Origin of the sequence: Streptomyces sp. NBC_00377, from assembly GCF_036075115.1 — a bacterium.
GTDB lineage: Bacteria > Actinomycetota > Actinomycetes > Streptomycetales > Streptomycetaceae > Streptomyces.
The window spans coordinates 4,162,324-4,175,757 of the sequence record NZ_CP107958.1; the positions used below are offsets into that span (position 1 = coordinate 4,162,324).

At 70.2% G+C, this 13,434-nt stretch carries 8 protein-coding genes; 2 read left to right on the forward strand and 6 right to left on the reverse strand.

The window, feature by feature from the left end; genetic code table 11:
* Positions 1-222: 222 nt before the first annotated feature.
* Entirely contained in the window at positions 223-3,291 is a 3,069-nt protein-coding gene (locus OHS71_RS18720; protein WP_328480515.1) for an FG-GAP-like repeat-containing protein, read from the forward strand.
* 107 nt (positions 3,292-3,398) lie between these two features.
* Here OHS71_RS18720 and OHS71_RS18725 read toward each other — a convergent pair whose 3' ends face one another.
* The 5 genes from OHS71_RS18725 to OHS71_RS18745 all read right to left on the reverse strand — a co-directional run bounded on the left by OHS71_RS18725 (position 3,399) and on the right by OHS71_RS18745 (position 11,236).
* Positions 3,399-4,658 (reverse strand): UDP-glucose dehydrogenase family protein, encoded by a 1,260-nt coding sequence (locus OHS71_RS18725; protein WP_328484561.1) that lies wholly within the window; start codon positions 4,656-4,658, stop codon positions 3,399-3,401.
* Positions 4,659-4,914: 256 nt separating this feature from the next.
* Complete coding sequence (locus tag OHS71_RS18730; RefSeq protein WP_328480516.1) at positions 4,915-6,126, reverse strand: right-handed parallel beta-helix repeat-containing protein; 1,212 nt, start codon at positions 6,124-6,126, stop codon at positions 4,915-4,917.
* 90 nt (positions 6,127-6,216) lie between these two features.
* Positions 6,217-8,139 carry a right-handed parallel beta-helix repeat-containing protein gene (locus tag OHS71_RS18735; protein WP_328480517.1) on the reverse strand — a complete coding sequence of 641 codons (1,923 nt, stop codon included), beginning with the start codon at positions 8,137-8,139 and terminating at the stop codon, positions 6,217-6,219.
* Positions 8,136-9,428: a glycosyltransferase family 2 protein gene (locus OHS71_RS18740; RefSeq protein ID WP_328480518.1), complete on the reverse strand. Its 1,293-nt coding sequence runs from the start codon at positions 9,426-9,428 to the stop codon at positions 8,136-8,138. Before OHS71_RS18740 ends, OHS71_RS18735 begins: the two co-directional genes overlap by 4 nt.
* A 692-nt stretch (positions 9,429-10,120) precedes the next feature.
* Complete coding sequence (locus OHS71_RS18745) at positions 10,121-11,236, reverse strand: acyltransferase family protein (protein ID WP_328480519.1); 1,116 nt, start codon at positions 11,234-11,236, stop codon at positions 10,121-10,123.
* 590 nt (positions 11,237-11,826) lie between these two features.
* On the opposite strand from OHS71_RS18745, the gene OHS71_RS18750 reads away from it, so the two are divergent.
* Positions 11,827-12,117: an FAD-dependent oxidoreductase gene (locus OHS71_RS18750; RefSeq protein ID WP_328480520.1), complete on the forward strand. Its 291-nt coding sequence runs from the start codon at positions 11,827-11,829 to the stop codon at positions 12,115-12,117.
* Positions 12,118-12,407: 290 nt separating this feature from the next.
* On the opposite strand, the gene OHS71_RS18755 is transcribed toward OHS71_RS18750, so the two are convergent.
* Complete coding sequence (locus OHS71_RS18755; RefSeq protein ID WP_328480521.1) at positions 12,408-13,307, reverse strand: LysR family transcriptional regulator; 900 nt, start codon at positions 13,305-13,307, stop codon at positions 12,408-12,410.
* Positions 13,308-13,434: the final 127 nt, after the last annotated feature.

Genomic DNA, 13,434 nt, shown 5'->3' on the forward strand with positions numbered 1-13,434 from the left:
TCGCCGTCCGCCCGCGAAGTGGCGCCGCTTCCCGTGGCAGGTCTGCCGCCGGCCGCGCTCACCGTCCCCGCAGACCCGACAGGCACGACAGACGCCGCGGCCACGCGTGCCGGTCGATGCTCCGCGCCCCTTCGGCACCCGCGCTCCTCGCCCTCCCCGTGAACACGGCCCGTCCGTCCCGCTGAACCGATCCCGATGCCCTCTCCTCATCCTGGAGTCCGTGTGGCCCGCCGTATCCCCGCCCGTGCCGTCGTCGCCGCCCTCGCGGTCCTCGCCGCGACCACCGGCCCCCTCCCGGGCGCCACCCCGGCCGCCGCCGACGGCAACACCGGCGCCCCCCTCACTGCGGAGAAGGTCTTCCAGTCGGACCGCTACGTCCCGCGCCGGGACCTCACGCAATCCGCCGGCCCGAGCGGCTATCTGCACGCCAGGGAAGGCCGTACCGGCTTGCTGTGGACGTCGTACGACACCGGTACGACGACCGAGCTGGGCGCCCTGTCCCAGGCGGCGATCCCCGGGTATCTCGGATCGTTCTCCGACATCGTGACCGACGTCGTCTCGCGCACCGAGAAGGTCGTCCTCAAAGACATGGCCGCCGGCACCAGCACGGACGTCGCGATCACCCACGGCACGTACTGGGCCACCCACGGCGCCCATGTGCTGACCCAGGCGCGGGACGCCGACGGCAACCGGGTGCTCTGGCTGTACGGCGGCGGCGCACCGGCCGACGGCACCCTCGTCCACGGCTGGCCGACCGGCATCACCGCCAACTTCACCGTCCTGGGCGGCGACAGCGGCACGGCCGTCGTCAGCTACGCCCTCGGCAGCGCGCGTCACCTGGCGCTGGTCGACCTGGCCGCCGCCGAGGTCACCGCCGACGTGACGGTGGCCGCCGCGCCGACCACCGTCGCCCTGAGCGCCGACCGGCTGGTCTGGTACGCGTACGGCGCCACGGCGCACGTCCTGGACCGGGCCGACCTGTCCGCCCCCGGGACGACGGTCACGCTGCCCGGCACCGAGGGCACCCCGCAGCTGGGCATCGCCGGCCGCTGGCTGGTGGTGGCCCGTTCCGTGCCGCCGCAGCCCGGCAACCTCGTGGACAAGTCCGGTGAGCCGCTCACCGCCGTGCCCCTCGCGGGCGGCGACGCGGTCACCCTCCTGCGGCACGCGGGCACCTCGCTCACACCGGCCCCGGACGGCGGGCTGCTCGCCGTGGGCGGCGCGGATTCCGGGCACTGGGCGGTGCGCAGGGTCACCGACACGGGCGCGGACACGCCGGCCCTGACCGAGGTGACCGCCGTACCGCCGGTCGCCGCCAGGATCGACCACCTCTCCGTGCAGAACGGCACCCTGGCCACCGACGAGGCCGACAGCGGCTTCATGGGCGCCTACTACAGCCGCCCGGTCTCCGCCGACGGAACACCGGGCGCGCCGGCCTGGCGGTCCTGGAAGTACCAGCAGGCCGGCCCGTACGCCACCGGTGACGGCCGCGCGGTGGAATTCGTCGCCGACGGCGACCCCAACACCGGATCCCACGTCGGTTCCATCGACCGCTCCGACACCGCCGGCTACTTCTACTTCCCCTCGGCCTCCGGCAGCGTTCTGGACATCACCGGCCGTTACGCCATCGTCAACGGCACCTCCCCCGCCCGGCAGTACGTGGGCGACCTCGGCGTGTACACCGACCTCCAGCCCGTCGTGACGCGTCCCGTCACGGCCGCCTCCGTGTGGGGGACCGAGCTGTGGACGCCGGGTACCACGGCCGGCACGGTCACCGCGAAGGACCTGAAGACCGGCAGGGCGACCGCCACCGTGAGCACCGGCGCCCCCTGCGTCCCCCAGGAGCTCCAGGTCGTGGGCCGCTGGATCTACTGGTCGTGCGGCGCCACCGCCGCGGCGGGCGTCTTCGACCGCACGGCGAAGAAGAACATCACCGTCCCGTCCGGCGAGGCCCTCCTCGGCGACGGCTACCTCGTACGCCACGACACCGCGGCCGGTGCCCTCCTGCTCACCGCCTTCGCCGACGGCACGGCGGCCACCCGGAAGATCGGCGACCTCGCGGCCGGCGACGCGGACCAGCGCGGGGTCACCTGGACGGTGGACAAGTTCGGCGGGCCCGCGGCCTACGTGGACGCCGACCGTCGCATCCATCTGGTGCCCGGCGGGACCGCCTCCCAGCCGCTCGGCGTCATCGAGTCCGACGCGACGGACAACACCGCGCAGGACAGCGTGAGCACCACCCCCTGGTGGCAGTGGCGCGGGCTGCTCTCCAAGCCCGCCGCCTCCTGGACGGCCACACTCACCAGCAAGGCGACGGGCAGGACGGTCCGTACGTTCACCGGCGGCGAGGTGGACGGCACACTCACCGCGCGATGGGACATACGCGACCCGGCGGGCGCGCTCGTACCCAACGGCACCTACACCTTCAGGCTCACCGCCCCGCCCGCCGACGGCTCGGGCCCGCCGCTGACCGTCGCGCGCACCGTGCTCGTGTCCACCGGGGCCGCCGTGCGCCACGACTTCACCAGCAGCGGCTCCCTGGCTCCCGACGGCATCGGCGACGCCCTGACCCTTTCCTCGTCCGGGGTGATCGGCTACCGGCCGGGCAACGGGGCGGGCGGCTTCAACACGGCGGTCTCAGGACCGGGTTGGCCGTCCACGGTGACACTCGTCCCCTTCGGCGACCTGAACGGCGACCGCCGCGGCGACATCCTCGTCCGGTTCGCCACCGGTGAGCTGCGCGTCTACCGGACCATGCGAGGGCTGGCGTTCACTCCCAGCACCCCGCGCCTCTCCCTCGGCACCGGCTGGAACCAGTACGACGTGCTCACCTCGCCCGGCGACGTCACGGGCGACGGCCTCGCGGACCTGTTCGCCCGCAAGGCGTCCACAGGCGAGGTGTTCCTCTACCGGGGCACGAGCACGGGGAAGCTGGCGGCACGGGTCCGCGTCGGAACGAACTGGTCGCTGTACAAGAGGATCCTGGGCGCCGGCGACCTCGACGGCGACGGACGCGGCGATCTCCTCGCCCTGGACAGGGCCAACACCCTGTGGCGCTACTCCGGCAACGGCGCCGGCGGCTTCAGGTCCCGGGTCCAGGTGGCCGCCGGCTGGGGGGCGTCGTACAACGCCGTGGCCGGCGTCGGCGACCTCACGGGCGACGGCAGGGCCGACATCATCGCCCGCGACACCTCGGGCGGGGTGTGGCGCTACTCCGGCAACGGGAAGGGCTCGTTCGGCGCCGGCGTGCGGATCGCCACGGGGTGGGGGACCTACAAGGGCGTCTTCTGACGGCACCGCCGCACGACCTGGCAGCACGCACCGCACCACGACGAAGCTCCGGCGGACGCCGGGTGACCTGGCCGGTCACCGCCGTCGGCCGGAGCTTCCAGGTGCGATCAGGGGCGGCCGAGCGCGCGGTACTCCCAGCCGGCGGCACGCCACTGGACAGGGTCGAGTGCGTGGCGCCCGTCGACGATCCGGCGCTGCGCCACGACCGCGCCCATGGCGTGCGGGTCGATCTCCCGGAACTCGGTCCACTCGGTGAGCAGCACCACGACATCCGCCCCGGCGGCGGCGCCGAGCACGTCCGTGCCGTAGGTGAGGTCCGGGTAGGCGCGCCGGGCGTTCTCGGTGGCCGCCGGGTCGATGACGGTCACCTGGGCGCCGGCCTGGTGCAGGGTCCGGGCCACGTCCAGCGCCGGAGCGTCCCGGATGTCGTCGGAGTTGGGCTTGAACGCCGCGCCCAGCGCGGTCACCCGGGCGCCGGCCAGGTCTCCGCCGGCCAGTTCGCGCACCAGGTCCACGGTGCGGGCCCGGCGCCGCTGGTTGATGGCGTCGACCTCGCGCAGGAAGGAGACGGCCTGGCCGACACCCAGTTCCTCGGCGCGGTGGCTGAAGGCCCTGATGTCCTTGGGCAGGCAGCCGCCGCCGAACCCGAGGCCGGGCTTGAGGAAACGGCCGCCGATCCGGTCGTCGTAGGCCAGTGCCTCCGCGAGACCTGTGACGTCGGCGCCGGTCGCCTCGCAGACCTCCGCCATGGCGTTGATGTAGGAGATCTTGGTGGCGAGGAAGGAGTTGGCGGCGACCTTGACCAGTTCGGCGGTGGGCAGGTCGGTGACGACCACCGGGGTGCCCTGGGCGATCACCGGGGCGAAGGCGGCGCGCAACCGCTCCTCGGCCCACTCCGACGCCGTGCCGAAGACCAGCCGGTCGGGCCGCATGGTGTCGTCCACCGCGTAGCCCTCGCGCAGGAACTCCGGGTTCCAGGCGAGTTCGACGCCCGTCCCGGCCGGCGCCGTCCGCTGGACGAGGTCCGTCAGCCGGGCGGCGGTGCCCACCGGGACGGTGGACTTGCCCACCACGAGGGTGCGCCGGCGCAGGTGCTGCGCGAGTTCGCCGACCGCGCTGTCGACGTAGCGCATGTCCGCCGCATGCGAGCCCGGCTGCTGGGGGGTGCCCACGCAGATGAAGTGGACGTCGCCGAACTCGCCGGCCTCGGCGAAGCTCGTGGTGAACCGCAGCCGTCCGGTGTCGAGGGCCTTGGCGAGCAGTTCCGGGAGGCCGGGTTCGAAGAAGGGCACCTCCCCCGAGTTGAGGCGCTCGACCTTGGCCGGGTCGACGTCCACACCGAGGACGTCGAAGCCCAGGACGGCCATGCAGATGGCGTGGGTGGCGCCGAGGTAGCCGGTGCCTATGACGGTGAGACGGGGAGCGTCTGCGGCGATGCCGTCGCCGTGTGCGTCTGCTCTGTGTGCGGCGTCCGAAGAGGTCACGGTGGTCTCCAGGGGGTGTGTCCGGGCGTGTTCGCCCGCCGCACGAGCCGGGGGCGGCCTGCGGGAGCGGAGAAACAGGGATGCGGTCGAGCGGGATGCGGTCGAGCGGGAAGCGAGGAAGCGGGGGAAGCGGGTGTGGTCAGGAGGTGCAGGTGACGTTGGCCAGGCCGTCGGCCGCGTCGTTCGCCTTGTTGTCGCAGGTGACTTTGTTGCCGTCGGACGTGAGGTGGAAGCCGTAGCCGGGCCCGTCCACGTTCGCGGTGTTGCCGCGGAAGGTGTTGCCGGTGCCCCATCCGTTGACGATCTGGTGGGTCTGGAAGCCGTCCTGCGGGGAGTGGCTCCCGGTGTTGCCCTGCAACAGCCAGCCGTTGCCCTTCACGTCGACCCAGGAGTCGTTGTTGTGGGAGGTGCTCAGCTTCGATCCGTCGAAGGTGTTGCCGATGACCTTGCCGTCGCTGGTGCCCTCCTTGATGTCGATGGACTCGGCGGTGGTGTCGCTGATGTGGTTGCCGAGCACGACGTTGCGGTCGCTGGTGTCCGTCTTGCAGTTGGTCACGGTGCACCAGTTCGACTTGGCGGTGCCGATGTAGATGCCCTCGCCGTACTTCTCGCGACGCAGCCCGGTGGTGCGGACCGTGTTGCCCCGGATCATGTTGTCCGAGCTGAAGTCGCGCAGGTGGATGGCCTCGTCGCCGATCTGTTCGACGGTGAGGCCCTGGATGACGGTGCCCACCACACCGTCCGCCATCACGCCCTTCTGCGCGTCGCGGACGGTGAAGCCCACCAGCCGCCAGTAGGCGACGTGGTTCAGGTGGAAGGCGTAGCCGTCGTCGGTGCCGCCGCCGTCGATGACCGCTCCCGAGCCGCCGCACAGGAAGATCGGCTTCGCTTCGGTACCGGACGCCTCGGCGGTGAAGTTGCCCGCGTAGGTGCCGTTGGCCAGGGAGATGCTGTCCCCGGGCTGCGCCTGGGCGAGGGCCTGTTCGAGCGTGGCGGTGGTGCTCACCTTGACGTTGGACGAAGGACAGGTGACCGCGGAGTCGGGTACCGAGCCGCTGGTGGCCTGCGAGGTCGGGGCCTTGGCGGTGCCCGACCGGGTCGGCAGGGCCGACGGGCCGGTTTCGTCCGGCGGGACCTCGGTGGCCGAGGCCCTCGGTCCCGCGGTGCTCGCCCCGGCCTTCACCTCCGGTTCCCCTCCGCCGCCCCCTGCCAGGGCCACGACCAGCGCGGCCAGGGCGAGCAGGAACGCACCCCCGGCCAGCCAGACGGCCGGCTGCCGGAAACGACCGCCCTCAGGAGCGGGCGGCGGGGCGGGCGGTGGTGTCGACGGCATGGGCGGCGTGGATGACATGGGCGGCAACTCCGGTCCGTCCGGTGGTCGGGCAGTCGGCAGAGGGGTCGGGGGCCGGCCGAGGGGCCGGCGGGGCGTGACGGCCGGAGGTCAGCGGGGCGGGCCGCCGGCCTGGGTGGACTGGGGTGTCAGGGCCCGCAGGGTGGTGGTCTCCCCGTCCTCCCTGGAGAACCAGTCGAGCTGCGGTGTCTGACGGACGGGGACCTCCTTGACGGCCCCGGCCAGCGGCCTCTTGTCCGCGTACGGGTGGATGCCCAGGACTCCGCGGCCGCCGTGACGGCGTCCACGGTGGCTCTGGCGCCGGCCCAGCATCGCCGAGACCAGGATGAGCAGCAGCATGCCCGCCCAGAGCAGCGTCATGGGACTGGCGTAGTGCCGGAACCTGATCCAGAAGGAACTGGTGTCGTGCCAGGCGAAGGTCTGGTTCTGCTTGACGGTGATGCCGCCGTGGGAGCGCGTGGTGTCCACGGCGCTCGGGCCGACACCCGAGATCACGTTGTACGAGACGAGGGACTTCTCGACCGTCCCGACGAGGCTGATGCCGTGGTTGGTGCCGTCCTGGATGGTGTTGCCGCGTATCTCGCCGACCGAGTCCCGTACGTAGATGCCGGTGTCGGTGCTTTCGACGATGTTGCCGGTGATCGTCGCGGCGGTCACACCGTCGCGCACCGAGATGCCCTGCCTCGACTGGCCGACGAGGTGGTTCCCGGTGATGGCGACCTTGGTGGCGTTCTTACGGGCCACGATGCCCATGTCGCCGCCCTCGACGCGGTTGTTCTGCACGCCCACGTCCGTGCCGCCGAAGATCTCGATGCCGTAGTGGCCGTTGTCCGTGGCGGTGCTGTCGGACACGGAGTTGGAGCCGTAGCTGCTGATGGACTCGCCGGAGGCCGAGGGACCGCTGGCCAGCGGCCGGCCGCTGAGCGTGAAGCCGTTGCCGCCGTTGCCCGAGGCGGTGGAGCCGCTGATCCTGACCTGTTCGGTGGCCCGGGCCAGCACGAACCCGTCACCGCCGTTGTCCTTGGAGGCCGTCCGCTCGACCACCGCGTTGGTGACGAACCGGTGGAGCACCACCCCGTGTTCCAGACTCTTCTCCACCGTGCTGTCGCTGATGCTGACGCCGTTGGCACCGGAGATGAACATGCCGTAGGCGTTGCCGGTGAGGGTGGAGTGCGCGATCTCGGCCGAGACGTAGGAGAGGCTGGGCACCGAGAACCGGGTGTCCGGCGTGGCCAGCGATCCGGAGGGCTGGGCCACCACGTCGCCGCTGCTCGCGTCGGAGTCCGAGGACGCCTTCGAGTCCTTGATGTTGCCGGTGTCGGGGCGGTCGGTTCCGGTGAGGCTCAGACCGCCGGTGCGACCGCTCCAGAAGCCGAGGTCGCTGATCTTGGCGTAGGTCATGGAGAACTGGCCGCCGATGGCGCGGATGTAGGCCCGGCCGTCCCGTACGTCCGTGTCCGGCTTCTTCTTCTTGACGTCCCAGGCGGTGATCCGCATGGGCGCCTGCGGGGTGCCCTCCAGGGTGAGCCGCCCGCCGAAGGACACGATGCTGACGAAGCCCTTGTTGCTGCTGGCCATCCGCAGGGTCAGCCCGCCGGGGTTGGACAGCTTCAGCTTGGCCCCGGCGTTGAGGTAGAGGTTCTCGGTCAGGAGATAGGAGCCGTCCGGCTCGCGGACGAAGGTCTGCGGGGCCAGTTCGAGCAGGTCCGAGACGGTGTAGGCGTTGCTGCGCTGGGTCAGGACCAGGGTGTAGCCGCTGCCGGTGTCCAGCCGGTAGGGCGCCTTCCACTGACCGCCCTTGAGGGGGGCGACGGCGGCGACCGCGCGGACCTGGTCCAGGCGGTGGTCCTCCGCGGCCACGAGCGCGGTCTCGTTCTCCGCGTCCGTGGCGTTGACCTGCGGTCTGTCGTCGTCGGCGGCGGGGGCGCCGGCGGCGGAGGCGAGGAGCGCACCGGCGGCGAGGGTCAGCACGACCGCTGCGCGCGCACCGGTCATGAGGTGATGACGTGTCATGACTGCTGTACCTCCGGCCACGAGCCCGTGGCGGTCCGGGGCGCGCCGCCGAGGGACGCCGAGTCCTGTCCCTCGCCACCGACGCTGTCGCTGGTGCGGGTCAGCCAGCCCTGCTTGTTCATGGTGACGAAGGCGAACAGCTTGATGGGCAGCGAGATCATGATGACGACGAGGGCCAGCACCGGCAGCAGCAACACCTCTTGTGGGTGTCTGCGCAGGTGGGAGTACCCGCGGATACCGCGTCCCACGAGCAGCCAGATCAGCACGAGGACGACGCCCCGGCCGGTCATCTCCAGGCGGCTGAAGAGCAGGTACCCGAGCGCCATGCCCATCGTCACCGGCGTCAGCAGGATCTGTAGCACGGTGATCTTGGTGACCAGGGGGACCCGCCAGAGCCAGCCCTTGTACACGGCGGTCAGGTAGCAGCGGTAGGAGTTCCGGCTCCAGCGCACCCGCTGCTTGACGAAGGCACGGAACGACGAGGGGAACATCGATATCGCCCGCGCGGAGGACTGGTGCACGGTCTTGTAGCCCGAAGCCAGCACCAGCCAGGTCAGCCGTCCGTCGTCGCCGGCGACGCAGCGCCGGCCCAGGAAGAACTCGTTCTCCAGGTTCTCCAGGACGGGCTCGATCGCGCTCCGCCGGTAGGCGGCCGTACGACCGGACAGACAGGCCACGGCGCCCGCGCGGCCCATGGCCGGCACGTAGTCGTAGTAGCGGAGGTTGACCAGCCAGTCGGCGACACGCCGCCAGATGCTGGTGGTGCGCTGGTAGACGTTCTGCTGGGTGCCGACTCCGCCGACCGCGGGATCGACGAACGGCATCTGCACGGCGGCCAGCAGCCCCGGCTCCCAGCGGGTGTCCGAGTCGACCAGCACCACGAGCTCACTCGTCGCGGCGCGGATGCCCACGCCCAGCGCCGACCGCTTGCCGCGGTGCTCGAACGCCAGCACGCGGACCCGGGGATCCTGCACCTGCGCCAGCCGGCGCAGCACCTCGGTGTCGTCCACGTCCGGGACGATGATGATCTCGGTGGGATCCTGGGCGAGCCAGGTGTCCAGGCAGTCCACCAGGATCTCGGCGTCCTCGCGGTACGCCGGGACGACCACGGAGACCGTGGTCCGGTAGTTGTTCACCACGGGCTTGGCGAACCGGGAGAGCACCGCCCGATAGAGCCACAGCCCCCAGACGAAGACGCCGGCGATGCCCAGCGGCATCACCTCGCGCCATGATGTCTCGGCGGTCGCCGTGACTATCCATGACCAGAAATCGTCGAAGAAGCTCGACACGAACTCGGACCCCCCAGCCGGAGCGGTGCCCAAACAGGTGGGCAAATGTGCAATGTTCGCGGTCTACACGGGGAAATCTAGGGCCGAAACGATCCCTCTCGACACACGAGCAACACAAAGTTCACCTGTCGCATCCACAAAACGTTCACAGGAGAAAGGCCCCTTCAGCGAACGGCAGACCGCCGCGCCCCGCGCGCGGAGCCGGTGAGCAGCAAACTGACTAGCCGTCACATCGGTTTCCGAGCACCGCATTTGCACTCTACACAGGGGGTCGTCGACGCTCTCCGCCACCCCTCGCGACCGATCCACCCGCAACCTTCACTGAAGCAAACCCATTGTGATGTACATCACATAATGTGAGCCCGGATCGAGGTCGCACCGGCGAACACATGAAACACCTGGCTCACCGAACCGCCATCCAACGCACAACTCCTGGCAAGACCGAAAGCCGAGACCATGATCATTCCACGGTGCGGATCTTCGTCACCGCGGCTGAAAGCGCCGGGCCCGGCTTCCGGCCCACGCCTGACCCGGCGCCTCGACGTACCGATACGTCAGCACGCCCAGCGGAAACGGCACGGCACGACGCAGAAGGCCACTTCGAGTACGGGACTGTCCTGCCACCGCCGACCGACCGTGCCGCCGGCCACCATCAGCGGCACCGGATGCACCGCCGGGTGAAACGGGACCCGTCACCGTCGTCGAAGGTCGCGCGCGTTCCTGCCGGCCCAACGGGACCGGTGCAGCGCGGTCATGGACTTCCAGGACCTGTTTCCCTTGAAGGGAATCTCGAAGATCCGGGCGAAAAGCCATGCCCCGAGCACCGAGATCGGCAGGCCCACGATCAGCGTGAACCCGAACGTGGGCAGTCCGGGCGATACGAAATGCGGGGCCACCCGGCGGATCACGATCATGACGATCGGCAGATGGATCAGGTAGAGGCTGTAGGAAAAGCTACCGAGACTCCTGAAGGGTCGCGCGGTCAGGAGCCGCACGAGGACGGCGGGCCTGCCGGTGGCGACGGCGGCGATCAGCATGGTCATGGCGGGAGCGACGGCGAGATCCACCCAGAAGGAGTGGTTCACCGTCCAGACAGCCCCCCTGACGACACCGAGAACCAGGACAGGCACGGCGGCCAGGACCGCGAACCACCCCCAGGGCAGTCGCCGGACCCGGTCCGACGCAACCACGATTCCCGCGCCCACCATTCCCGCGGCGAACACAGGGGCGAGATGCGGAGCGAGCCGGTTGGCGCCCTCCAGGGGAGACGCGTCGACCGCCATCAGGCCACGAGTGATCACCGGAAGAGTCACGCACGCGACCAGGGCCGCCGCGCCCCACCGCCGCCGGACGAACAGAAGCAGCGGAAAGAGGAGATAGAGCTCGGCCTCGACCCCGATCGACCAGAACGCACCATTCGGTGTCGGTGCGGTGATCACGTCCTGAGCGAGAAGGCCGTACACCAGAATCGACAAGCCCGTAGGCGGCCCCGAGTGCGAAGCGGGCACCACGAAGCAGGAAATGATCAGACTCATGACGAGCGCTGCCCCATACGGAGGCAGGATGCGCCAGGCGCGCCGGCGCAGGAACCGGGCGACGCCACCCGACCCCCACCCGTGACGCGCCGGGGAGATCGCCAGGGAGAACCCGGACAACACCAGAAAGAAGACGACGGCCAGACGCCCGAACATCAGGCCGTCCAGCCACGGAGGCGCCGAACTCCGGGGATACCCCGGGAACGTATACAACCAGCAGTGGAACAGGACCACATACAGGGCAGCCAGACCGCGAAGACCATCCAGACCCACGACCTGCCGACGGACGTACGCCCCGCTGCCCCTTTTCTCCTGCCCCGGCGGGGTGGCCGGTGCGGGAGCGCTGACGACCGGAACGCTCGTATTCGATAAAATCGTTCAGCCCTTCTCCTGGGCACCGCGTTCGCACGGCGCCGACACCTCGGCGGCCGCCTCTCGGTGCAACCGTCGACAGGCGTCTGCCCGCCGACTCGTGTTCCTGGTAATACGCCGGGCGCCGCGATGCCACCCAGCGTGACTGATACGTCGCGTTCGGCCAAGCAGTTCAATCGACGGGCCGAGACCTCGGGTGGTCGGCCTCCGCCGGATCCACCGACCCAGGTGGGCACCGCACACCACATGCGCGAGAGTAAATCTCTCATTGTCCAGATTGCATTTGAAGCATGCGGCGGCTGCTCTTACTGTCAAGACGTCCGGGTGTATCCCGTTGACGAAGGAAGCGCTCTCTACGTATCGGTATTCACGGCGAACCGGCGACTGCCCTGCCGCCATGAGCCTTCAGACGCTCCGTCCGTATCGGCGGCGACTCCGGCATCCCCTGTCCGTCACGCGAAGGAGCACAGAAGCTGTCCAGGAAATCCACGGTGGTCGTCGGCGGCGGCCTGGTAGGACTCACAGCCACGGCCTCCCTCAAACTCATCGGCCACGACGTCATCGTGCTGGAACAGGCACCGCGGATTCGAGCCGTCGGCGCCGGAATCGGCCTGTGGGCCAACGCGTTGCGAGAATTCGACCACCTCGGCATCGGCCCGGCGGTCCGCGACCTGGGCAGCGAACAGAACACCTGGTTCTTCACCCCCGCCGGCGACCGGTCCGCGCACCTGGTTACACCGACAGCGATCACCGGTTCCTCCTCGTGCCACGCCCCGAGTTGAACAACCTCCTGGCAGACACCGTCGGTCGCGACCGCATCCGTCTCGGCGCACAGGTGACCGGATACACCGAGACCGGGGCGGACGTCGTCGTGCACCTCGCCAACGGCGAGACACTCCGCACGGATCTGCTCATCGGCTCGGACGGCGTCTACTCACGCGTGCGCAAGCAGCTGGTGCCGGGGAGCGATGCCACTGGATGCTCACCACGGCACCCGCCACCTGACACCCGCGGCCGCCCGCCGACCGCCGACCGCCGAAAGCGACCTGCCCGCCCATCAGCATGTCCGTAGTCAGCAGGCGGTGATCTCCTCGAACGACGCCCGGACCTGCTCGCGGAGCCAGGCGTGGGCGGGGTCGGAATCGTACCGCTGGTGCCAGTGGCAGTTGATCGTCGCCGCCGGGAACTCGATCGGCAGCGGCCGGGTGAGAAGCCCGAACGCCTGGATGAGCGGGCGGCCGAAGATCGCCGTGCAGGTGACCAGCGTGTCGCCACGGGCGGCGATCTGCAGGGCGCTGGCCAAGGTCGCCACTGCCGCGACCACCCGGCGCCGCAGACCTTCGGCAGCCAGCACCTCGTCGATCGGCGCGGTGAGACGGCCACGCCGGGAGATCACCACATGCGGCTGCGCCGCGTAGGAAGCCAGGTCGAGATCGTCGGCACACGGGTGGTCCGCGCGCATCGCCACGACTAGCCGATCATCGCCGAGCGGCTCGGACCGGAACTCTGACAGACCAGGCCTACCGCCACCGAGTTCCAGATCGACGCGGCCGTGTCGCAGGTCGTCGGTGTCGACGGTGTTCTCCGCCAGCACCCGCAACTGCACCCCGGAAGCCTGCTGCTGGATCCTCCCGACCAGCACCGGTACCAGCGACGCGGCCACCGCGTCGTGACACTGGATCGTGAAGGTGCGATCCATCTCGGACGGGTCCAGCTCACGGATCGGTGAGAGCACTTCACGCGCTTGCCTCACCAGCCGGTGCACGTCTTCCCGCACCGACACCGCGTACGGGGTGGGAGTCATCGAGTGGCCGGTGCGCACCAGGATGTCGTCCCCGGTGACGGCTCGAAGTCGGCCGAGGGTGCGGCTGACCGCGGGCGAGGACAGGTGCAGCCGCTCGGCCGCGCCCATCACACTGCCCTCTTCGAGGAGGGCGTCCAGCACGGTCAGCAGATTCAAGTCCAATTGCATACAGGTAAATCCTCGCAAGCCACGGATCCACTTCCATCAAACCGCATGTTCACCAGCTTCTCCAGGTTGGTCTGGGGATCCGCGGCGGCCGCCTCCGCCGACAGGGGCGACAAAGCGGGGACCACGG

What these genes read in the sequence shown, in the direction of transcription:
- OHS71_RS18735 (WP_328480517.1), bottom strand. Translation starts at nt 8,139, where the DNA reads ATGACACGTCATCACCTCATGACCGGTGCGCGCGCAGCGGTCGTGCTG.
- OHS71_RS18725 (WP_328484561.1), bottom strand. Translation starts at nt 4,658, where the DNA reads ATGGCCGTCCTGGGCTTCGACGTCCTCGGTGTGGACGTCGACCCGGCC.
- OHS71_RS18730 (WP_328480516.1), bottom strand. Translation starts at nt 6,126, where the DNA reads ATGTCATCCACGCCGCCCATGCCGTCGACACCACCGCCCGCCCCGCCG.
- OHS71_RS18755 (WP_328480521.1), bottom strand. Translation starts at nt 13,307, where the DNA reads ATGCAATTGGACTTGAATCTGCTGACCGTGCTGGACGCCCTCCTCGAA.